The sequence below is a fragment of the Streptomyces caatingaensis genome, from assembly GCF_001187435.1.
Lineage (GTDB): Bacteria > Actinomycetota > Actinomycetes > Streptomycetales > Streptomycetaceae > Streptomyces > Streptomyces caatingaensis.
In genome coordinates this window covers 40,919-62,386 of sequence record NZ_LFXA01000003.1, presented here as the reverse complement: position 1 = coordinate 62,386, position 21,468 = coordinate 40,919, and the positions used below count along the sequence as shown (strand labels likewise).

Below are 21,468 nucleotides of genomic sequence, written 5' to 3'. Positions count from 1 at the left end.
GCCCCCGCCGGCACGCGGCCGGCGGGGGCACTCGGCGGAGGGCGGAGAGGCGGGCTAACGCCTCGCGGCGCCCTGGCGGAGGCGGCCGATCAGGGCCAGGGCGAGGGCCAGGCCGCCGGTGGAGGCGAGCTGGACGCGGGTGTCGGCCTGGAGCGTCATCAGCGCCAGGGCGCCGGCGACACCGGCCAGGGTCACCCAGGTCAGATAGGGGAAGCCCCACATGCGCACGACGAGCCGCCCGGGGGCCTCGCGCTCCAGGCGGCGGCGCAGGAGCAGGTGCGAGGCCGCGATGAAGCCCCACACGATCAGGACGACGCCGCCGACCATGTTGAGCAGCCAGGCGAAGACGGTGGTGGGCCACCAGTAGGACAGCAGGACGGCGAAGAAGCCGAACGCGCAGGAGGCGAGCACCGCGCGGCGCGGCACCTGGCCGGAGACCTTCGCCAGGAACCTCGGCCCCTGGCCGCGGGAGACCAGCGAGTGCGCCATGCGGGAGGAGCCGTAGATGTTGGCGTTCATCGCCGACAGCAGGGCGATCAGGACGACGACGTTCATCACCTGGCCGCCCGCGGGCACGCCCAGGCGGTCCAGGACGGCGGCGTAGGGGCCGGAGCCGGTGACGGCCGGGTCGTTCCACGGGACGAGCGTGACGATCACCAGCATCGAGCCGACGTAGACGACGCCGATGCGCCACATCGTCGTACGGACGGCCTTCGCGACGCCGCGGACCGGGTCCTCGGACTCGGCGGCGGCGATGGTCACCGTCTCCAGGCCGCCGTAGGCGGCGAGCGAGGCCAGCAGGCCGACGAGCAGTCCGCCGGTGCCGGCGGGCAGGAAGCCGCCGTCGTGCAGCAGGTGGGCGGTGCCCGGGGCGTGGGTGCCGGGCAGCAGGCCAAAGATCGCCAGCCCGCCCAGGATCAGGAACAGCGCGATCGCGCCGATCTTCAGGGCGGCGAACCAGAACTCGAACTCGCCGAAGTTCGCCACCGCCCCCAGGTTCGTTCCGCAGAACAGCGCCATGAGGAGCAGCACCCACATCCACGAGGGCGTGCCGGGGAACCAGCCCTGCAGGATGTGGGCCGCGCCGATCGCCTCGATGCCCACGCCCACGACCAGCAGCGTCCAGAACATCCAGCCGGCGGTGAAGCCCGCCCAGGGGCCGATGGCCCGGTCCGCGTGGACGGAGAACGAGCCGGAGGACGGGTTCGCCGCCGACATCTCGCCGAGCATGCGCATCACGAACATCACGAGCAGGCCGGACACCGCGTAGGCGACCACGATCGACGGACCGGCCGTGGCGATGCCCGCGCCGGAGCCCACGAAGAGGCCGGCGCCGATGACGCCCCCGAGGGCGATCATCGAAAGGTGGCGCTGCTTGAGCCCGTTCGACAGCGGGGAGTGCTGCGGCGACGGGCTTCCCGTCGGCGTCGGGGGCGGTGAGGTCAGTGTCCGGCTCATGGGCGTACCTGTCCACTATGCGAGATCGGAAGACCACGAGTATGCGATCCCGGACAAAGCTCTGCAGGTGCGTCCGTTATGCGGACGACGGCTTCACCCAGGGTGACGGCGGCGGTCCGTTTCCGTATCCCCCGGGTCCCCACCGGATCACCCCCGCGCCGGGACACGGCCCGTCAGGGCGGCGTCAGGAAAGGGGCGTGCCGCTTGAAGCCGTGCGGCCCGCTCCGTTGGATGGTCCGCGTGAACAGCCGTCTGCGCCACGACGACCGGCCGCCCCATAGGGCGTTGACCGGTCCCGCGCGCTGTTCGCTCGACACGGTGCCGTAACCGCGCCGTCGTCCTTTCCGTACCTCCCCAGGGCAGCACCCCGTCGGAAACCCCGGCGGGGCGCTGCCGCATCGAACCGTTCCCGGAGTGGATCATCATGTCTTCAGCCGTCTCCCCTGCCCCCAGGACCGTCCTGGTCACCGGTGCCAGTTCCGGCATCGGCTGGGAGACCGCCCGGCTGCTCGCCGCGCGCGGCGACAGCGTCGTCGTGCACGCGCCCGGCCGGGCCGCCGGCGAGGACGCCGTCGCCCGCCTCGTGGCCGCCGGCGCCGACGCCGGCCGGCTCGACCTGGCCGTCGCCGACTTCTCGCGCCTCGACGAGGTCCGCGCCATGGCCGCGCGGATCGCCGACCGGCACCCCGTCCTCGACGTCCTCGTCAACAACGCCGCCGTCGCCGCCCCCGAGCGGCGGACCGTGACCGACGACGGCAACGAACTCGCCTTCCAGGTCAACTTCCTGGCCGCCTACCTCCTCACCCACGAACTCGCCGGCCCGCTCGGCGCCCGGCCCGGCGCCCGCGTCGTCAACGTCTCCTCCTCCATGCACCGCACCGCCTCCATCGCCTGGAACGACCCCCAGCGCGCCAAGCGCTACTCCCGCCTGGCCGCCTACGCCCAGTCGCAGCTCGCCCTGACCGTCTTCGCCCGCGCCGAGGCCGCCTGGACCTCGGTCAGCGTCCACCCCGGCGTCTGCGACACCGCCCTGCTGCCGATGTACGCGCACGAGGGCGAGACCGCCGCCGAGGGCGCCGAGCGGGTGGTGCGGCTGTGCGACCCCGCCACCGAGCTCGTCCCCGGCGCCTACTACGACCGCACCGCCCTCTCCCCGGCCGCCCCGGTGGCCATGGAGGACCGCACGGTCCGCCGGCTGTGCCGGCTCGCGGACCAGCTCGTCGCCAAGGCCGCCTGAAACACGGCCGGCCGACGGCGGGACCGGACGCCGCGAGAGGAGGTATGACCGTGTCCAAGAGGGCCCGCAAGAAGAGGGCGCGCCGCAAGAAGGGCGCCAACCACGGCAAGAAGCCGAACAACTGACGGACCGTCGAGAAAGCCGAACCCCGTGATCGAGTGGTGTGGTGCCGTCCCGGCCGCCGAGCCGTGGACCTCCTGGTTCCCCGCCGGCCGGCCCGGCCCGGGCGCGCTCGCCGAGCACGTCCGCACCACCGGCCACGGGCGGTGGTGGGCCGACCGTCCGGCCGGCCCCCGGTCCGCCGCCGTCACCTGCGCACGGCACGCCGTGCTCGCGGGCGACCCGCGCACGACCGACCCCGCCGGACTGGCCGGCCTGGCCCACCACTACGTCCTCGCGCCGGACCGCTTCCTGCCGGTGCTCGGCGCCGCCTTCGAGCGGATCGTCCCCTGGGAACGGATGATCTGGGTCCGGCACGGACCCGGGCGGGCCGCCCGGCCCGCCCCGGCCGTCCGGATCCGCCGCCTGACCACGACGGACGCCCCGGCCGTCCGCGACCTCGGCGCCGGACTGGCGTGGATCACCGAGAGCTGGGGCGGGCCCGCCGGGGTCGCCGCCCCCGGGCGCGCCTGGGGCGCCTTCCGCGGCGACCGCCTGCTCTCCCTGGCCTGCGTCCACTTCACGGGGAGCCGCTACGAGGACCTCGCCGCCGCCACGCGGCCCGCCGAGCGCGGCCGCGGGCTGGCCACCGCCTGCGTCACCGCCCTGTGCACGGACGTCGCCGCCCGCGGCCGCCTTCCCAGCTGGACCTGCTCCCGCGACAACCACCCCAGCCGCCGCCTCGCCGCCGCGGCCGGCTTCCGGCCCGAGCGCCGCTACGTGCACTACGCCGTCGGCGCCGCGGTCGGTCCGGTCGTGCCACGTCCCTGTTCAACTCCACGGCACTGACCCGCTCCTGGCCCGGGAAACCGAGGTTCCCGGGCCCGCCGGGCGGGGTGCCGCCGGGACGTCAGGCGGGAACGGCCTCGACCAGCGAGAGGGGGCTGGGGTCGGCGAGCGGCGTGATGGCGGAGAGGGCGAAGCCGGCACCGGCGAAGAGCGCGCGGAAGTCCTGCTCGGTGCGCTCCCTGCCGCCCGCGTTCACCAGCATGTTGAGGTCGCTGAGGTAGTGGTGGAGGCGGACGGTCGCCGGGTCCACGACGTCCGCCAGGACCGGGTCGATGACCAGCACCCGGCCGCCGTCGGGGATGACCCGGCGGATGCCCGAGAGGATCGCGGCGCACTGGCTGTCGTTCCAGTCGTGCAGGATGCTCTTGAGCAGATAGAGGTCCCCGCCCTTGGGCGCGGAGGTGAAGAAGTCGCCGGTCTCCAGCGTGCAGCGGTCGGCCACCCCGGCGGCCTCCAGCAGGGCGGGCGCCTGGGCCAGCCCCTCCGGGCTGTCGTAGACGACACCGCGCAGGTCCGGGACGGCGCGCAGGATGCCGGCGAGGAGCGTGCCGTCGCCGCCGCCCATGTCCACCACGGTGCGGAAGCGGGAGAAGTCGTAACGGTCCGGGACGGACTCGGCGACGAACCGGGTGGACTGGCCCATCGCCTGGTTGAACTCCGCGGAGACGTCCGGGTTCTCCTTCAGGTGCGTGAAGTAGTCACGGCCGAACACCTCGTCGAACGACGGCAGTCCGGTGCGCAGGCTGTGATCCAGGCGCTCCCAGGCGGCGTTGAGGACGGGGTCCGTGTAGATGCGCACGAGGGTGCTCATCCCGTCCGGGTTGTCGTTGCGCAGCAGCGCGCCCGCGGGGGTGAGGCGGAAGACGCCGGCCTTCTCCTCGGTGAGCAACCCCAGCGCGGCCAGGGCCCGCAGCAGACGCAGCGTGGGATCCGGCAGGGTGCCGCACCGCTCCGCCACGTCGGCGGCGGTGCGCGCCTCGTCGCCCAGGACGTCCGCGACGCCCAGCCCGAGCGTGGTGGACAGCAGGCTGGAGGTCATCTTCCCCCAGATCAGGTTGCTGACGACCGACCGCGCCGGCCCGTCGCCGGCCGATCGTCCCCGGTCCCTCTCCCGTGCCCGTTCCGACGCCATTGTGCGGCTCCTTTCGGGGGTGCGCCATGGTTCAGGTTTCCACTGTCGCATCGGCGAAGTCACGAAACCCTAAGTCGGCTTGATCGGTTGGTGCAACGGGTCCCCGCGACGGCTTTCCCGGCAGGCGGGGGCGGCCCAAGGTGGCGGAGCGGACGGGCCGTTGCCGCCCCGGTGTCGATCTTCCTCCTTGACGTCAAGCGCACTTGAAGTCCTACGTTCGCCTCCGTCCCGGCCGCACCACTCCTCCGTCGCACCAGGAAAGGGCCCTTGCCATGGGCACATTCAACGGGAGCGCCCCGCCGCGGCGTTCCTCCCCCGCCGCCCTCGCCGTCGTCCTGCCCGGCGTGCTCGTCGTCCCCATGTCGGTCGCCGGCGCCGCCGTGGCGCTGCCCGGCATCGGCGAGGACCTCCATGCCTCCGGAGCCCCGCTGATGTGGGCGGTCAACGTCCACAACCTGCTCTTCGCCACCGTCACCCTCGTCGCCGGCTCGTTCTCCGACCTCCACGGCCGGCGCCGGGTCTTCGTCCTCGGCTGCGGCCTCTTCGCCGCCGGCTCGCTGGCGAGCGCCCTCGCCCCGCACATCCTCGTCCTCGACCTGGCCCGCGCGGTCGCCGGCACCGGCGCCGCCTGCGTCCTGGCGAGCTCCGGCGCGATCCTCGCCACGGCCTACGAAGGGGCGGCGCGCACACGGGCGTTCGCGGCGATGGGCACGGTCGTCGGCGTGGGTGTGGCGTTCGGGCCGACGACATCGGGCTGGCTCGCCGGCGGCCTCGGCTGGCGGGCCGGATTCCTCGTGTACGCCGCGGTCCTGGCCGTCGTCCCGCTCGGCGCCGCCGGGATCCCCGAGTCGCGCGCCCCCGAGCGGCCCCGCACCGACCGGGCGGGCACGGCGGCCTTCGTGCTGGGCCTGGCCGCCGTGATGACCGGCCTCGTCCAGGGCCCCGAGAGCGGCTGGACCGCCGCACCCGTGCTCGGCGCCCTCGGCCTCGGCGCCGTCCTGCTGGGCGTCTTCGTCGCCGTCGAGCGGCGCAGCGCGCACCCCGTGCTCGACCTGTCCCTCGTCCGCAACCGCCGCTTCGCCGCCTGGTGCCTGGGGTCCGTGGTCACCTGCGCCGGCTTCATCGGCACCCTCACCTTCCTGCCCACCTACCTCCAGGGCGCGAGCGGCCAGTCGGCGGCCCGCGCCGGGCTGACGATGCTGCTGATGACCGTGCCCGTGCTCGTCGTCCCCCAGCTCGGCGGCCTGCTCGTCAACCGCGGCGTCCCGCCCCGCCTCCTCATCGCCGCCGCCCTCCTGCTCATCGCCGCCGGCACCGCCTGGCTCACCGTCCTGCGGCCGGGGATCGGCGCCTGGGAGCTGGCCGGGCCGCTGGCCGCCGTCGGCAGCGGCATGGGGCTGTCCTTCGGCATCGGCGACGGCCAGGCCATGCGCCACGTCGAACCGGCCCGCGCCGGCATGGCCGCCGGCTTCCTCAACACCGTCCGCGGCGCCGCCGAGGCACTCGTCCTCGCGGTCTTCGGCGCGCTGCTGGCCGGCCTCGTGCGCGCCCGGGTCGGCTCGGAGCGCCTCGCCAGGGAGGTGACGGCGGGGAACCTGCCGGACGGCCCGCGGCACGACGCCCTCGCCGGGCAGCTGACCGGGGCCTGGCACACCGCCCTGTGGGGCGTCGCGGGGACCTGCGCGGCGGGCGCGGTCGCCGTCGCCGTCCTCCTGGCGGGGCGGTCCGGGGCCGGCGGGCGCGGGCCGGGGGAAAGGCGGCAGCCTACCCGACGCCGGACGACGGTGTCCGGCCGCACCTGACGCACAGTCTCTTCGCATAGGGTGGCCCCTTCGGCACCCCCCGCTCCGCGGGGGGTACGAGGCCGTCCCGCGGACCGGGCGGGGCGGTGGTCGAGGTAAGGAGTGGATGTGGGGGACGTGGCGGTCGGAGCGCGGTCGGAGCAGGAAGGGCCCGGTGAACGGCCCGAAGAGCCCGTGAGGACGAAGGAGAGCAAGGCGAAGAAGCAGCAGCGTCCGTTCTGGAAGGAGCTGCCCCTCCTCATCGGTGTCGCCCTGGTGCTGGCGCTGCTCATCAAGACGTTCCTGGTGCAGGCGTTCTCCATCCCCTCGGACTCCATGCAGAACACCCTGCAGGAGGGCGACCGGGTCCTGGTGGACAAGCTGACCCCCTGGTTCGGCGCCGAGCCCGACCGCGGCGAGGTCATCGTCTTCCACGACCCGGGCGAGTGGCTGCGCAACGAGCCCACCCCCCAGCCCAACGCCGTGCAGAGCGTCCTGAGCTGGATCGGCCTGATGCCGTCGGCCAACGAGAAGGACCTCATCAAGCGCGTCATCGGCGTCGGCGGCGACACCGTCGAGTGCAAGGGCTCCGGCCCCGTGAAGGTCAACGGCAAGCCGCTGGACGAGCCGTACGTCTTCCCGGGGAACACCGCCTGCAGCACCGACCCCCGGGGTCAGTTCAAGGTCACGGTGCCCAAGGGCAAGCTGTGGGTGATGGGCGACCACCGGCAGAACTCGGCGGACTCCCGCTACCACCAGGACGAGCCGGGCAACGGCTTCGTCCCCGTCGGCAACGTCGTGGGCCGCGCGATCGTCGTCGCCTGGCCGATCGACCGCTGGTCCACCCTGCCGGTGCCCGGCACCTTCGACCAGAAGGGCATCGACAAGGCCGCCGCCGCCACGGCCCCCACCGCGGTGGCCGTCGCCGGCGCCGTCCCGCTGGTCCTGCTGCGCCGCCGGCGGCTCCTGCGGACGGGCACGCGGGTCTGACCGCCGCTCCGTGACACGTCCGAAGCGCCCGCCCCGGGAACCCCGGGGCGGGCGCTTCGTCATGGGCGGGCCGGGACGCTCGCGGCGTCCTCCCCGGCGTCCTCGGCCGCGAGCGTCCGGATCGCCCCCGCCAGCAGCTCGGCCAGGGGACGGTGCGCGTCGAGGCTCAAGTGGACGCCGTCGTCGCCGGGTTCGGCGACGGTGGCGGCGTCGAGGAAGAGGGCGCCGTGCTCGCGGGCCACCGGGCCGATCCCGGCCGCGAGCCGGCGCGACTTCGGGGCGGCCCCGGAGCCGTAGTACGCCCCGTTCAACTCGGCGAAGCGCGGCTTGGTGTCGTCGATGAGGACGGGGCTGACCACGACGGCACGCGGCGCCCCGCCGGTGCGCGAGCGCCCCTCGCGTGCGATGTCGTCGAGGAGCCCGCCCAGGGCGGCGGCCGTCTCGGCGGCGGAGCGGGCGAAACAGTCCTTGGTGTCGTTGGTGCCGAGCATCAGCACGACCACGTCCAGCGGTTCGTGACTGTGCAGGCAGGGGACCAGCCAGGAACGGCCGTCGCGGCCCGGGCGGTACGGGTCCTCCAGGTCCGTCGTGCGGCCGCCGAGGCCCTCTTCGAGCACGTCGTGGCCGTCGCCGAGCAGGGCCTGCAGCAGGCCCGTCCAGCGCCGGTCGGCGGGCAGGCGCCCGGGCAGGACGTCGTCGGGGCGCTGACCGTGGGTGTTGGAGTCGCCGTAGCACAGGATCCTGCGGGCGGAAGTATTGATCAACATTCCTGGAACCTAACCCCCTCGCCCCGCCCGGCGGACGGGCCTTGTGACCGATCTCCCATGCTTCCTCCTTCACTCGCTTCACTCGTCCGGGTGGGATGCGCGGACGCCCGGTGACCGGCTCACCGGGCCGCGCAGGCCGTGTCCGAGGCCGGGAGGCGGCCCGTCGAGAGGTAGGCGTTCACGCGCCGGTCGACGCACGCGTTGCCGTATTCGCCGTAGAGGCCGTGGTGGTCGGCTCCCCCGACGGTCAGGAGGCGGGAGGAGGGCAGCAGGGAGCGCAGCTGCCGGCTGCCGGCGTAGGGGGTGCGGGGGTCGCCGGTGGCGGCGACGATCAGCGCCCGGACGTCGGTGCGCACCTGCGTCGGACGCTCGCGCGGGGCGTGCGGCCAGAAGGCGCAGGGGTTGGTGTTGTGGACGAGCGGGCCGAAGAGGGGGTGCCCGGCCCGGGAGTCCTCGACCGCGCGCCGGTACGTCTCGGGGTCGCGGGGCGCGGGGACGTCGCCGCACAGGATCGCGGCCTGGGCGCTGCCGGCGGCGGAGTGCGCGCCGGTCGTCATGAGGGCGAGGTCCTCGGCCAGTTGCCGGGGCGGCTCGACGGCGCGGCCCCGCGCGGCCCGGCCCAGGGCGGCCACCGAGGCCGCGAGGGAGGCGCGGGCGGCGTCCCGGTCGTCGGCCAGCTCGCCGAAGAGCAGGGCGGGGACGAGGCTGTCGTCCACCCGGTACGTCCGCTCCCCGCCGCCCAGGACGAGCGGGCGGCGGGCGGCCGCGCGGACGATGTCCCGCACGGTGGCCAGGACCTGCTGCCGGGTGGCACCGAGCCCGTACCGGGCGTCGCGGCGCGCCGCCCAGCCGGCCCAGTGCTCCAGGGCACGCTCGTTGGCGTCCAGCATCGGGACCAGCATGCGGGGGCCGTAGTCGCGCGGGCCGACGGCGCCGTCGAGGACGACGCGGTCGGTGCGGCCGGGGAACATCTGGGTGTAGACGGTGCCGAGGTAGGTGCCGTAGGAGTAGCCCAGGTAGGAGATCCGGCGTTCGCCCAGGACGGCGCGGACGACGTCCATGTCGCGGGCGGTGTTGCGGGTGCTGATGTGCGGCAGCACCGCGCCCCCGGCGCGTCCGCAGCTCTCCGCCAGCCTCTGCTGGAAGGCGGCCTGGCGCTCGAAGCCGGCCCGGCCGGACCCCGCGGAGCGGATCCAGGTGCCGGTGGGCCAGTGGCAGTCCAGCGGGGTGCTGCGGCCGACGAAGCGCGGATCCATGCCGATCACGTCGTAGCGCGCGCCCACCTCCTTCATCGCGGCGCGGACGTCGGCCGCGAGGCCCAGCGAAGGGCCGCCGGGGCCACCGCTGTTGACCAGGAGCGCCCCGGCCCGGTGCGCGGTGTCGGTGGCCTTGATGCGGGAGACGGCGAGGGTGATGGTGCGGCCGCCGGGGTCGGTGTAGTCGAGGGGCACGGTGAGCGTGGCGCAGCGGGCGCCGGCCTTCTCCAGCGCCCGCCCGGCCGCGTCGTCCGGGCCCTGGACACAGCTCTCCCACTGCGGCCGCTGGTGGTGGTAACGGGCGAGCCCGGCAGGGGAGTCGCCGGCCGCCGCCGCGGCGGCCGGAAGGGCGGTGAGGCAGGTGGCGGCCGTCGTCAGCGCGACGGCGGCTCTGCGGAGGGAGCGCATGGGGTCTCCTTGACGGTGACGGTGGCGTGCCCCGAGGGCCATGCGGCTCACGCTAGGCGGACGGCCGTCACCGATCACTGGTGGAAACCCCCGGCCCGGGGGTGGTGCCCGCCCCCGCGCGGAGCCCTACGGCTCCACCAGCTCCGGCCGGCGCGCGTCCAGGGCCGGGGACTCCGACCGGATGCGCGGCAGGCGGTCGAAGTTGTGGCGCGGGGGCGGGCAGGAGGTGGCCCACTCCAGCGAACGGCCCCAGCCCCAGGGGTCGTCGGCCTCGACCTTCCTGCCGTACTTGGCGGTCTTCCAGACGTTGTAGAAGAACGGCAGGAAGGAGATGCCGAGGAGGAACGAGCCGATGGACGACACGGTGTTGAGCGTGGTCCAGCCGTCGGCGGCCAGGTAGTCGGCGTACCGGCGCGGCATGCCCTCGGCGCCCAGCCAGTGCTGGACGAGGAAGGTGGCGTGGAAGCCCACCGTCAGCGTCCAGAAGGTGAGCTTCCCGAGACGTTCGTCCAGCATCTTCCCCGTGAACTTCGGCCACCAGAAGTGGAATCCGGCGAACATCGCGTAGACGACCGTGCCGAAGAGCGTGTAGTGGAAGTGCGCGACGACGAAGTACGAGTCGGAGACGTGGAAGTCCAGCGGCGGCGCGGCCAGGACGACGCCCGTCAGCCCGCCGAAGACGAACGTCACCAGGAAGCCCGTGGCCCACAGCATCGGCGTCTCGAAGGACAGCGAGCCCTTCCACATCGTCCCGATCCAGTTGAAGAACTTCACCCCCGTCGGGACCGCGATCAGGAAGGTCATGAAGGAGAAGAACGGCAGCAGCACACCGCCGGTCACGTACATGTGGTGCGCCCACACCGTCACCGACAGGCCCGCGATGGAGATCGTCGCGGCGATCAGACCCCAGTAACCGAACATCGGCTTGCGGGAGAAGACCGGGATCACCTCGGAGACGATGCCGAAGAACGGCAGCGCCAGGACGTACACCTCGGGATGGCCGAAGAACCAGAACAGGTGCTGCCACAGCAGCGTCCCGCCGTTGGCGGCGTCGAAGATGTGCGAGCCGAACTTCCGGTCCGTCTCCAGGGCGAACAGTGCCGCGGCCAGCACCGGGAAGACCAGCAGGATCAGCAGCGCGGTCAGCAGCACGTTCCAGGTGAAGATGGGCATGCGGAACATCGTCATGCCGGGCGCGCGCATGCACACGATCGTGGTGATGAAGTTGACCGCGCCCAGGATGCTGCCGAAGCCCGACAGCGCCACACCCATGATCCACAGGTCGGCGCCGAGGCCGGGGGAGTGGGTCGCGTCGGACAGCGGCGTGTAGGCGAACCAGCCGAAGTCCGCCGCGCCCTGGGGGGTGAGGAACCCGCCGGCGGCGATCAGCGAGCCGAACAGGAACAGCCAGAAGGAGAGCATGTTCAGCCGGGGGAACGCCACGTCGGGCGCCCCGATCTGCAACGGCATGATCCAGTTGGCGAAGCCGGTGAACAACGGCATCGCGAACAGCAGCAGCATGATCGAGCCGTGCATCGTGAACGCCTGGTTGAACTGCTCGTTCGACATGATCTGCGTGCCGGGACGGGCCAGTTCGGCCCGCATCAGCAGCGCGATCACGCCGCCCACGAGGAAGAAGCCGAAGGCGGTGACGAGATACATCGTCCCGATCCGCTTGTGGTCGGTGGTCGTCAGCCACTCCACCGGCGAACTCCGGGGCCGGGGGGCGCCGGTGCTGGCCGTGGCGGTGGGGGCCGCCACCGGGGTTTCCGTAGGCACGTCTGCTCCGCATCTGCGTGGTGCTGGGTCGCTTCGCCCTCATGATCAAGGGCGGCCGCGGCGGGGAGCAGGGGCCTTCCGGGCTGTCAAGGGGGGCCGAACGGTCCCGGCCACGGGCCCCCGCCGGCACCCGCGGGCCCCGGCGCACGCCGCCCTGACCGGCGGCGATACGGTGTCGCGGGGGCGGAGGAACCGTCCCCGGACGGGCGCGGAGGACAAGGAGCGGCGTGGAGAACACCGGGGCGGGGGCGGTACGGCTGCCGCAGCTCAGGCTGGACGAACTGCTGGACGAGGTCCAGGCCCGGCTCGACGCCGCCCGCGGCACCCGGGACCGGGTGCACAACCTGCTGGAGGCCGTCCTGTCGGTGGGCCGCGGCCTGGAGCTGGAACAGGTGCTGCGCGGCATCATCGAGGCGGCCGTCGTCCTGGTCGACGCCCGCTACGGCGCGCTCGGCGTGATCGGCCCGGACGGACGGACCCTGTCGCAGTTCCTCACCGTCGGGCTGACGGAGGATCAGATCGAGGCGATCGGCCCCTACCCGTCGGGCCACGGCATCCTCGGCGAACTGATCCGCCGGCCCGAGCCGTTGCGGCTGCCGAGGATCTGCGACCACGCCGCCTCCTACGGGTTCCCGCCCGGCCACCCGCCGATGAACACCTTCCTCGGGGTGCCGATCCGCGTCCGCGACCACGTCTTCGGCAACCTCTACCTGACCGAGAAGCGCGGGGGCGCGGACTTCGAGGACGAGGACGAGGAGGTCCTCGCCACCCTCGCCGTCGCCGCCGGCGTCGCCATCGACAACGCCCGCCTGTACGAGGAGGCCGTGCGCCGCGAACGCTGGCTGCGGGCCAGCGCGGAGGTGACCACCGCGCTGATGTCCGGCGACCCGCGCGCCGGGGTGACCGCCCGCATCGCCCGGCTGGCGGGGGAGATCTCGGGCGCCCGGCACGCCGTCTTCACCCTGCCGGAGGCCGACGGCACGGCGCTGGCCGTCGACGCGTCCACCGGGGACGGGCCGGCGCACGGCACCGTCCTGCCCCTGCGGGGGACGCTGAGCGGCGAGGCGTTCACCGAGGGGCGCCCCGCCCGCGCCCGCACCGCCCCCGAGGCGCCCGCCGGGCCCGCCGTCGCCGTGCCCGTCACCTCCGGCGACGCGGTCCACGGGGTGCTCCTGCTCGTACGGGCCGCCGGCGGACCGGAGTTCTCCGAGCGCGAGACCGAACCGCTGCTCGCCTTCGCCGGACAGACCGGACTGGCCATGGAGCTGGCCGAACGGCGCGCGGACACCGAACAGTTGGCGCTGCTGGAGGACCGCGACCGCATCGCCCGCGACCTCCACGACCTCGCCATCCAGCGGCTGTTCGCCACCGGCATGACCCTGCAGAGCGCCGACCGGTTCATCGACCACCCCGAGGCCGCCGAGCGCGTCCAGCGCGCCGTCGACGACCTCGACGAGACCATCAAGATCATCCGCTCCACCATCTTCGGCCTGCGCTCCCGCGAGACCGCCCCCCAGCACGGCCTGCGCACCCGCGTCGTCCGCGCCGTCGCCGAGGCCGGCACGGCCCTCGGCTTCGCCCCCAGCCTGCGCATGGAGGGACTCCTGGACACCCAGGTGCCCCGCGAGGCCGTGGACGACGCGGTGGCCGTCCTCGGCGAGGCGCTCGCGAACGCGGCCCGGCACGCCTCCGCGGGGGCGGTGGACGTCGCCGTCGTCAACGACGGCCACGACCTCGTCCTCACCGTCGCCGACGACGGCGTCGGCATGCCCGCCGGCACCGGCCGCCGCAGCGGCCTGCGCAACCTCGCGGAGCGGGCGGAGCGGCACGGGGGCACGCTGTCCGTGTCGGCCCGGGACGGCGGCGGGACGGTCCTCGCGTGGCGGATCCCGCTGGCGGCGGCGCGGCGCTGAACCGCCCGCGCGCTCAGCCCCGTCCGGCCCACTCCTCGGCCAGGACGGACCAGACCTCCGTGTCGTGCCGGACACCCCGGTACTCGTACTGCCGGCGCAGCACACCGTCCCGGCGCATCCCCAGGCGGCGCGCCGCCTCGACGCTGCGCTTGTTGGCCGGGGTCGTCCGCCACTCCACGCGGCTCATGCCGCGCTCGCGGAAGGCCCAGTCGATCAGGACCCGGCTCGCCCGGTGCACCAGACCGCGGCCCTCGCCGGCCTTCTCCAGCCAGCAGCCGATCTCGCAGACGCCCATGGCCGTGTCGAACACCTTGAACATGACGCCGCCGACGAGCACGTCGTCCAGCCAGATGCCGTAGATGCGGCCGGCGTCCCGGGCCTGGTCGTCGGCGAAGCGCTGCAGGACGGCGGTCGCGGACTCCAGGTCGGTGCTGCGCGTGGCCCACGGGATCCACGGGTCGACGGACGGCCGGGCCCGGTCGATGTGGTCGAGGAACTCCCGGGCCTGCCAGGGCTCCAGGGGGCGCAGCAGGGCACGGTCGTCGAGGGGCAGGGCGAACACGGGACCTCCGTCGGGATGGGCGTCAGATGTGCATAACGAGCGTTCGGTACGTACTCTAACCCCATGCCTCCCGCACCTGTCGATCACGATTCCCGCCGCGAGGACGTCTCCCAGGCGGTGTGGCGCGTCCTGGCCGCCAAGGGCTTCGGCGGCCTGACGCTGCGCGCCGTGGCCGCCGAGATGAACGTCTCCACGGGCCTGCTCATGCACTACTTCCCGACCAAACGCGCCCTCGTCGCCCACGCGTTGGACGTCCTGGAGCGGAGCAGCGCCGGACGCCCGCGCACGCCCCGCCCGGCAGCGGGCCTGGCCGCCCTGCGCACCGTGCTCCTCGACACCCTGCCCATCGGCGACGACAACACCGCCCGCAACCGCGTGTGGGTCGGCTCCTGGGACCAGTCCCTCGCCGACGAGGGCCTCCGCGCGGACCAGGCCGAGCGCTACACCCGCATGCGCGCGGCCCTCCGCCCCCACCTCGAAGCCGCCCGCGACCTCGGCGAACTCCCGCCCGGCGCCGACCTCGACCGCCTCGCGGCGGCGGCCGTCGCCTTCGTTCACGGCCTGGTCGTCCAGGCCCTCTTCGACCCCGGGCGGTTCACCGCCGAGGCGCAGACGGCGACGGTCGACGCGTTCGTGGACGCGCTGCGCGACGGCTGAGCGGGCCGGCCCCGCCGCGCCTCAGCGCGGCCGGTAGACGACCAGCGCCTGCCGCTCCTTCGTCAGGGTCAGCGACGGCGGCGCCGGGGCGATCTCGCCGTCGAAGGCGAGGTGCGTGCCGGGCAGGACGCCGTCGACGCGCAGGCGGTGCACCCGGGAGGAGCGCAGCACGGGGGAGTGCTTGAGGACGCCGGTCAGGGCGGCGGCCAGCAGCCGGGTGCGGGCGAGGCGGCCGGAGAGGACCATCCGGACGTCGAGCAGGTCGTCGGCCAGTCCGTGCCGGCCCACCGGGGCCGGACCGAGGCCGCGGTACGAGCAGTTGCCGACGAACAGGGTCCACACGCGCCGCCGCCGTCCGTCGACGCGCAGCCGCACCGGCTCGGCGGTGCGCAGGACGTGCACCGCGGCGGCGACCCCCGCCGGGAAGGCGCCGACGCGCGGGGCCCAGCGTTCGCGGACGCGCACCAGCTCCGGGTAGGAGCCGATGCTGAACGTGTTGACGAAGAGCCCGCCGTCGCCGAAGCGGCCCAGGTCCACCGTGACCGCGTGGCCCGCCCGCACCGCCCGGGCGGCGTCGGCCACGGTCGCGATGCCCAGGTCGTGGGCGAAGTGGTTGTAGGTGCCGCCGGGCAGCACGGCGAGGGGGAGCCGGTGCCGGGAGGCCACGCCCGCGGCGGCGTTGGCGGTGCCGTCGCCGCCGAACACGCCCAGCGCGCCGCCGAGTCCGGCCGCCCGCCGGGCCGCCTTCTCCAGGGCGTCCGGCAGGGAGTCCCCCGCGGCGCAGGGGACGATCTCGGCCAGGGGCAGCTCGGCCCGTACCTCCGCCCCCGGGTCCTCGCGGGCCGCCGTCCGCCGCCCGGAGGTGGCGCTGACCACCACGACCAGCCCCCGGCCGTCCGGCAGCGCCGGCGCGTCCACGCGCGGCCGGGCCGGCGGCGCGTGCCGGCCCGGGGCGGGCGCCAGCCCGCGGACGAGGAGCGCGGCGCCCGCGCCCAGCGCGGCACCGGCCAGGACGTCGCCCGGGTAGTGCACCCCCGTGTAGACGCGGGAGAAGCACACCGAGAGGGCGAGCGGCGCCAGCGCCAGCCCCAGGGCCGGCTCCTCCAGCGCCACCCCGGCCGCGAAGGCCGCCGCCGAGGCCGAGTGGCCGGAGGGGAAGGACGTGGTGACCGGCTGTCTCGCCAGCCGCCGGATCACCGGCACGGCGTCCAGGATCGGCCGCCCGCGCCGCACCGCCCGCTTGCCGAGGGTGTTGACCGTCGCCGAGGCCACCGCGAGCGAGGCCAGTCCGCGCACCGCCGCGCGCCGGACGCCCGGCCCGCCCGCCAGCGCCGCGCCCCCGGCCACCGCGCACCACAGCAGCCCGTGGTCGGCGCTGCGGGACAGCCGGGGCAGCACCCGGTCGCCACCGGGCCAGTGCCGCGCGGCGACCTGCTCGAACAGGAACCGGTCCCAGGTGATCAGCGTGTCGCGCATGGCCGCACGGTTACCCGCGCCGGCGCGCCGGATGCGCGCGAGGCGGCCACCCGGCGGCGGACGCCGCGCGCCGCCGCGCCCGGCCGACGGGGGCGCGGACCGCGGCACCCCGGGCGGCGCCCGCCCTCTGGCGAGCGCCCCCCGCCCGTGGAACCGTGGGTGCCATGGCCGACCTCACCGACGAGGAACTGTCCGCCCTGGACGCCCACTGGCGTGCCGCCAACTACCTCGCGGCGGGCCAGATCTACCTCCTCGGCAACCCCCTGCTCACCGAGCCCCTCCGCCCCGAGCACATCAAGCCGCGGCTGCTGGGCCACTGGGGGACGTCGCCGGGCCTGAACCTGGTGTACACGCACCTCAACCGGGTGATCCGGCGGCGCGGCCCCGATGTGCTGTGCGTGTGGGGCCCGGGGCACGGCGGACCGGCGGTCCTGGCCAACGCCTGGCTGGAGGGCAGTTACACCGAGACCTGTCCGGACGTGACGCGCGACGCGGAGGGAATGGCGCGGCTGTTCCGGCAGTTCTCCTTCCCCGGCGGGGTGCCCAGCCACGTCGCCCCCGAGACGCCCGGCTCGATCCACGAGGGCGGGGAGCTGGGCTACTCCCTCGCGCACGCCTACGGGGCCGCCTTCGACAACCCGGACCTCCTCGTGGCCTGCGTCATCGGCGACGGCGAGGCCGAGACCGGGCCGCTCGCCGCGTCCTGGCACTCCAACAAGTTCCTCGACCCCGTCCACGACGGCGCCGTCCTGCCGATCCTCCACCTCAACGGCTACAAGATCGCCAACCCCACCGTCCTCGCCCGCCTGCCCGAGCACGAACTCGACCGCCTGCTGCACGGCTACGGCCACCACCCCCTCCACGTCTCCGGCGACGACCCCGCCGAGGTCCACCGGGCCCTGGCCGCCGCCCTGGACACGGCCCTCGACCACATCGCGGACATCCACCGCACCGCCCGCGCCGAGGGCATCGCCGACCGCCCGTCCTGGCCGGTGATCGTGCTGCGCACGCCGAAGGGCTGGACCGGGCCGGCCGAGGCGGACGGCCTGCCCGTCGAGGGCACCTGGCGCGCGCACCAGGTGCCGCTCGCCGGAGTCCGCGAGAACCCGGAGCATTTGCGGCAGTTGGAGGCGTGGCTGCGCTCGTACCGCCCGGACGAGCTCTTCGACGCCGACGGCCGTCCCGTGCCGCGGGTGCTGGCCTGCGTCCCCGACGGGCCCCGGCGGCCGGGCGCCACCCCGCACGCCAACGGCGGGCTGCTCCTGCGCGAGCTCCCGCTGCCGCCGCTGGAGCGGCACGCGGTCCGCGTGGACGCGCCGGGCGCCGCCCTGCACGAGCCCACCCGCGTCCTCGGCGGACTGCTCGCCGACGTCATGGCGGCCACCGCGGACCGCCGCGACTTCCGCCTCGTCGGCCCCGACGAGACCGCCTCCAACCGGCTCGACGCCGTCCTGGACGTCACCGACAAGGCGTGGCAGGCCGGCGTCCTGCCCGTCGACGAACACCTCGGCCGGCACGGCCGGGTGATGGAGGTCCTCTCCGAACACCTCTGCCAGGGCTGGCTGGAGGGCTACCTCCTCACCGGCCGGCACGGGCTGTTCTCCAGCTACGAGGCGTTCGTGCACATCGTCGACTCCATGGTCAACCAGCACATCAAATGGCTGCGCGTCTCGCGCCGGCTGCCCTGGCGCCGCCCCGTCGCCTCCCTCAACTACCTCCTGACGTCGCACGTCTGGCGCCAGGACCACAACGGCTTCTCCCACCAGGACCCCGGCTTCGTCGACCACGTCCTCAACAAGAGCCCCGAGGTCGTCCGCGTCTACCTGCCGCCGGACGCCAACACCCTGCTGTGCGTGGCCGATCACGTACTGCGCAGCCGCGACCACGTCAACGTCGTCGTCGCGGGCAAACAGCCCTGCTTCGACTGGCTCGGCCTGGAGGAGGCCCGCGCGCACTGCGCCCGCGGCGCCGGCATCTGGGAGTGGGCCGGCACGGAGGACGGCAGGCGCGAACCCGACGCCGTCCTCGCGTGCGCCGGCGACGTGCCCACCCAAGAGGCGCTGGCGGCCGCGCAGTTGATCCGGCGCCACCTGCCGGGGCTGGCCGTCCGCGTCGTCAACGTCGTCGACCTGGCGCGGCTGATGCCGCACGAGGAGCACCCGCACGGGATGCCGGACCACGAGTTCGACGCCCTGTTCACCCGGGACCGGCCCGTCGTCTTCGCGTACCACGGCTACCCGTGGCTGATCCACCGCCTCGCCTACCGCAGGGCCGTCCACCCCAACCTGCACGTCCGCGGCTACAAGGAGTCGGGCACCACGACGACGCCCTTCGACATGGTCGTCCGCAACGACCTCGACCGCTACCGGCTCGTCATGGACGTCGTCGACCGTGTCCCCGGCCTCGCCGTCGGCGCGGCCCGCGTGCGCCAGGCCATGGCCGACCTCCGCACCCGCCACCACGCCTGGATCCGCGAACACGGCACGGACCTGCCGGAGGTGGCGGACTGGCGGTGGGACGCGGGCTGACCCGGGCCGTCCGGCCCGTCGCCGTCACCGGTCGGCCCGGGCCGCCTCCGAGGCGATGACGGCCGCCTGGATGCGGCGCTCGACGCCCAGTTTGGTCAGGAGCCGGGAGATGTGGTTCTTGACGGTCTTCTCGGAGAGGTAGAGGCGGTGCCCGATCTGACGGTTCGTCATGCCCTCGCCGATCAGGGCCAGGATGTCGCGCTCGCGCGGCGAGAGGCCCGCCAGCCGCTCGTCGGCCGGGTGCTCGTCCTCCTCGCCGCGCAGGCTGCTCATCAGGCGGGTGGTGGTGGCCGGGTCGAGCATCGACTGGCCGGAGGCGACGGTGCGGATGGCCGCGACCAGGTCGGAGCCCTTGATCTGCTTGAGTACGTACCCGGCGGCGCCGGCCATGATGGCGTCCAGCAGCGCGTCGTCGTCGTCGAAGGACGTGAGCATCAGGCAGGCGAGCCCAGGCATGCGCGAGCGCAGGTCGCGGCAGACGGATATGCCGTCGCCGTCGGGCAGCCGGACGTCCAGCACGGCCACGTCCGGGCGCAGCGCCGGTCCCCGGACGAGGGCCTGCTCGATGGTGCCGGCCTCGCCGACGACGGTGATGTCGTCCTCGGCGTCCAGCAGGTCCTGGATGCCGCGCCGGACGACCTCGTGGTCGTCCAGGAGGAACACCCGCACCGGCTCCTCCCGGGAGAAGACCCTCGCCTGTTCCACTGCCCCTCCTGTCCCGTCGGCGCCGCTGCGGCGCTGCGTCGATCGTCACCGATCGTACGGGGCGGTGGCCATGGGCCGAACGGCCCCGTCCGTCCTGCCGGTGCCGTGGGCAGGAGGTGCCGTGGTCAGGCGGTGCCGTGGCCAGGTGGTGGTCAGGCGCGGGGTTCGTCGGTCATGCGCAGGGCCGGGCGGTGTCCGTCCGCCTGGCCGGGGACGAGGGCGTCCGGGACGGCGGGCGGGGGCGGCGCCTCCGCCGCCAGCCGCCGTACGACGGGGTTGACGAGGACCGTCGAGAGCAGCGCGGTGAGGAGCAGCGCGGTGAAGAGCCGGTCGTCGACGAGGCCGGCGTCGCGGCCGAGGGAGAGCATGACGATCTCGCTCAGCCCCTTGGTGTTGACCAGGGCGCCCAGCGTCGCCGCGTCGCGCCGGGGCAGGCGCAGGAGGCGCGCGGTGAGGGCGGCCCCGGCGAACTTCCCGCCCCAGGCGACGGTCAGGAACACGGCGACGGCCAGCACACCGTGCCACCCCAGCCCGGTCAGGTCGACGGTGAGGCCGGCGAGGGCGAAGAAGACGGGGGTGAGCAGGGTGCCGGTGTGGTGGAGCGGGTCCTCGGTGGCGCGGCTCGCCCCGGGCCCGAGGTCGCGCGGCATGGCCAGGCCGAAGGCGAAGGCGCCGATGACCGCGTGGACGCCGATCAGGCTGGTGCACCAGGAGGACAGGAACACGCCGCTGCCCACCACGAGGACCGGCACCGCGGACCGGTCGCCCGGCGGTCGCCGGCGGCCGAGGCAGGCACGCAGGGCCGGGCGGACGACGAACGCCATGACCAGGGCGTAGGCGGCGAGCAGGGCGAGCGTCAGGAAGAGGTGGCGGGTGCTCAGCCCCCGCGCGGCGGTGAGCAGCGCCACCATGGCGCACCAGGCGGCGACCTCGGTGAGCGCGCCGCAGGCCGTCGCCATGACGCCCACCGGGGAGGACGTCAGCCGGTTCTCGCGCACGATGCGGACGAGGACCGACAGCGCGCCGACCGACAGGACGACGCCGAGGAACGGCGCGAGGAGCAGGGGCGAGGACGTGGAGCCGGCCGTCCCGGGGCGCGCCGCGAGGAGCGCCGGCGTCAGCGCCACCGCCAGGGCGAACGGCACGGCCAGCGACCCGGCCGTGAGGGCCAGCACCGCGCGCCCCCTCCCGCGCAGCGCCCGGAAGTCCAGCTCCCGGCCCGCCGAGAACAGCAGCAGCACGATGCCCACCTGCGCGACCGCCGCCAGCCGCGACCGCACCTCCGGCGGGAAGAGCGCTTCCGTCGGATCCCCCGGCAGCAGCCCCAGCACACTCGGCCCCAGCGCGACCCCGGCCGCGATCTCCGCCACCACGACCGGCTGCCGCAGCCGCCTCCGCAACGGCCCGAGGGCGGCTCCGACGAGCAGGACGAGGGCGATGTCGGCCAGTACGGCCGCCTCCGGTGGGGAATCTTTCACGGCCCTGTGCCTTTCCCGAGAACGAGGACAGCGGCTCGGCTGAAGCCAGGAAGACTGTAGGGCGCAGTTACTTTGCCCGGTGCGGCGATTGGGGCCTTCCACCTGATCGAGGGATAAACGGGGATTATTTCCGACGCCCGGGCCTGACCGCCCGGGCCTGACCGCCCGGGCCTGACCGCCCGGGCCTGACCGCCCGGGCCTGACCGCCCGGGCCTGACCGCCCGGGCCTGACCGCCCGGGCCTGACCGCCCGGGCCTGACCGCCCGGGCCTGACCGCCCGGGCCTGACCGCCCGGGCCTGACCGCCCGGGCCTGACCGCCCGGGCCTGACCGCCCGGGCCTGACCGCCCGGGCCTGACCGCCCGGGCCTGACCGCCCGGGCCTGACCGCCCGG

The 21,468-nt window shown here is 74.7% G+C and carries 17 protein-coding genes; 8 read left to right on the top strand and 9 right to left on the bottom strand.

All coding sequences use genetic code 11. The features are described 5' to 3' along the window. Positions 1-54: 54 nt before the first annotated feature. A complete protein-coding gene (locus AC230_RS06745; RefSeq protein WP_078871032.1) occupies positions 55-1,458 on the bottom strand; it encodes an amino acid permease in 1,404 nt (467 codons plus the stop codon). A 424-nt stretch (positions 1,459-1,882) separates the two neighbouring features. Here AC230_RS06745 and AC230_RS06740 point away from each other — a divergent pair, with 424 nt between their 5' ends. Genes AC230_RS06740 through AC230_RS06730 form a run of 3 tightly spaced genes read left to right on the top strand, consistent with a single transcriptional unit; the run spans position 1,883 to position 3,643 of the window. Continuing rightward, positions 1,883-2,695, top strand: a complete 813-nt coding sequence (locus AC230_RS06740) for an SDR family NAD(P)-dependent oxidoreductase (protein ID WP_049715133.1) — start codon at positions 1,883-1,885, stop codon at positions 2,693-2,695. 50 nt (positions 2,696-2,745) lie between these two features. Further along, positions 2,746-2,820 carry a 50S ribosomal protein bL37 gene (locus tag AC230_RS34625; RefSeq protein WP_422125561.1) on the top strand — a complete coding sequence of 25 codons (75 nt, stop codon included), beginning with the start codon at positions 2,746-2,748 and terminating at the stop codon, positions 2,818-2,820. Positions 2,821-2,845: 25 nt separating this feature from the next. Next, a complete protein-coding gene (locus AC230_RS06730) occupies positions 2,846-3,643 on the top strand; it encodes a GNAT family N-acetyltransferase (protein WP_241833119.1) in 798 nt (265 codons plus the stop codon). Between the two features lie 61 nt (positions 3,644-3,704). On the opposite strand, the gene AC230_RS06725 is transcribed toward AC230_RS06730, so the two are convergent. Beyond that, positions 3,705-4,775, bottom strand: coding sequence for a methyltransferase (locus AC230_RS06725; protein WP_049715131.1), 1,071 nt, complete (start codon positions 4,773-4,775; stop codon positions 3,705-3,707). A 272-nt stretch (positions 4,776-5,047) separates the two neighbouring features. Here AC230_RS06725 and AC230_RS06720 point away from each other — a divergent pair, with 272 nt between their 5' ends. After that, complete coding sequence (locus AC230_RS06720; RefSeq protein WP_107082077.1) at positions 5,048-6,577, top strand: MFS transporter; 1,530 nt, start codon at positions 5,048-5,050, stop codon at positions 6,575-6,577. Between the two features lie 108 nt (positions 6,578-6,685). Beyond that, entirely contained in the window at positions 6,686-7,546 is an 861-nt protein-coding gene (gene lepB / locus AC230_RS06715; protein ID WP_049715130.1) for a signal peptidase I, read from the top strand. 59 nt (positions 7,547-7,605) lie between these two features. On the opposite strand, the gene AC230_RS06710 is transcribed toward lepB, so the two are convergent. The 3 genes from AC230_RS06710 to ctaD all read right to left on the bottom strand — a co-directional run bounded on the left by AC230_RS06710 (position 7,606) and on the right by ctaD (position 11,738). Then, the gene (locus AC230_RS06710; RefSeq protein ID WP_049715129.1) at positions 7,606-8,313 is read right to left on the bottom strand and encodes a GDSL-type esterase/lipase family protein; all 708 of its coding nucleotides are present in this window, start codon (positions 8,311-8,313) and stop codon (positions 7,606-7,608) included. A 119-nt stretch (positions 8,314-8,432) separates the two neighbouring features. Beyond that, positions 8,433-9,977, bottom strand: coding sequence for an alpha/beta hydrolase (locus tag AC230_RS06705; RefSeq protein WP_049715128.1), 1,545 nt, complete (start codon positions 9,975-9,977; stop codon positions 8,433-8,435). A gap of 126 nt (positions 9,978-10,103) precedes the next feature. Next, positions 10,104-11,738 (bottom strand): aa3-type cytochrome oxidase subunit I, encoded by a 1,635-nt coding sequence (ctaD, locus tag AC230_RS06700; protein WP_049715127.1) that lies wholly within the window; start codon positions 11,736-11,738, stop codon positions 10,104-10,106. 245 nt (positions 11,739-11,983) lie between these two features. Here ctaD and AC230_RS06695 point away from each other — a divergent pair, with 245 nt between their 5' ends. Beyond that, entirely contained in the window at positions 11,984-13,669 is a 1,686-nt protein-coding gene (locus AC230_RS06695; protein WP_049715126.1) for a sensor histidine kinase, read from the top strand. A gap of 13 nt (positions 13,670-13,682) precedes the next feature. Here AC230_RS06695 and AC230_RS06690 read toward each other — a convergent pair whose 3' ends face one another. Beyond that, a complete protein-coding gene (locus AC230_RS06690) occupies positions 13,683-14,231 on the bottom strand; it encodes a GNAT family N-acetyltransferase (RefSeq protein WP_049715125.1) in 549 nt (182 codons plus the stop codon). 63 nt (positions 14,232-14,294) lie between these two features. Here AC230_RS06690 and AC230_RS06685 point away from each other — a divergent pair, with 63 nt between their 5' ends. Further along, positions 14,295-14,888, top strand: coding sequence for a TetR/AcrR family transcriptional regulator (locus tag AC230_RS06685; protein WP_107082076.1), 594 nt, complete (start codon positions 14,295-14,297; stop codon positions 14,886-14,888). A 21-nt stretch (positions 14,889-14,909) separates the two neighbouring features. Here the strand turns inward: AC230_RS06685 and AC230_RS06680 are convergent, their stop codons facing one another. After that, positions 14,910-16,364: a bifunctional phosphatase PAP2/diacylglycerol kinase family protein gene (locus AC230_RS06680; RefSeq protein WP_049715124.1), complete on the bottom strand. Its 1,455-nt coding sequence runs from the start codon at positions 16,362-16,364 to the stop codon at positions 14,910-14,912. Between the two features lie 164 nt (positions 16,365-16,528). Between AC230_RS06680 and AC230_RS06675 the strand changes: the two genes are divergently transcribed. After that, positions 16,529-18,892 (top strand): phosphoketolase family protein, encoded by a 2,364-nt coding sequence (locus AC230_RS06675; protein ID WP_049715123.1) that lies wholly within the window; start codon positions 16,529-16,531, stop codon positions 18,890-18,892. A gap of 24 nt (positions 18,893-18,916) precedes the next feature. Here the strand turns inward: AC230_RS06675 and AC230_RS06670 are convergent, their stop codons facing one another. Both AC230_RS06670 and AC230_RS06665 read right to left on the bottom strand, forming a co-directional pair. Further along, complete coding sequence (locus tag AC230_RS06670; protein WP_049715122.1) at positions 18,917-19,597, bottom strand: response regulator; 681 nt, start codon at positions 19,595-19,597, stop codon at positions 18,917-18,919. Between the two features lie 152 nt (positions 19,598-19,749). Continuing rightward, entirely contained in the window at positions 19,750-21,075 is a 1,326-nt protein-coding gene (locus AC230_RS06665) for a cation:proton antiporter (RefSeq protein ID WP_049715121.1), read from the bottom strand. Between the last annotated feature and the right edge of the window lie 393 nt (positions 21,076-21,468).

What these genes read in the sequence shown, in the direction of transcription:
- AC230_RS06745 (WP_078871032.1), bottom strand. Translation starts at nt 1,458, where the DNA reads ATGAGCCGGACACTGACCTCACCGCCCCCGACGCCGACGGGAAGCCCG.
- AC230_RS06740 (WP_049715133.1), top strand. Translation starts at nt 1,883, where the DNA reads ATGTCTTCAGCCGTCTCCCCTGCCCCCAGGACCGTCCTGGTCACCGGT.
- AC230_RS06725 (WP_049715131.1), bottom strand. Translation starts at nt 4,775, where the DNA reads ATGGCGTCGGAACGGGCACGGGAGAGGGACCGGGGACGATCGGCCGGC.
- AC230_RS06720 (WP_107082077.1), top strand. Translation starts at nt 5,048, where the DNA reads ATGGGCACATTCAACGGGAGCGCCCCGCCGCGGCGTTCCTCCCCCGCC.
- AC230_RS06710 (WP_049715129.1), bottom strand. Translation starts at nt 8,313, where the DNA reads ATGTTGATCAATACTTCCGCCCGCAGGATCCTGTGCTACGGCGACTCC.
- AC230_RS06705 (WP_049715128.1), bottom strand. Translation starts at nt 9,977, where the DNA reads ATGCGCTCCCTCCGCAGAGCCGCCGTCGCGCTGACGACGGCCGCCACC.
- AC230_RS06685 (WP_107082076.1), top strand. Translation starts at nt 14,295, where the DNA reads ATGCCTCCCGCACCTGTCGATCACGATTCCCGCCGCGAGGACGTCTCC.
- AC230_RS06680 (WP_049715124.1), bottom strand. Translation starts at nt 16,364, where the DNA reads ATGCGCGACACGCTGATCACCTGGGACCGGTTCCTGTTCGAGCAGGTC.
- AC230_RS06675 (WP_049715123.1), top strand. Translation starts at nt 16,529, where the DNA reads ATGGCCGACCTCACCGACGAGGAACTGTCCGCCCTGGACGCCCACTGG.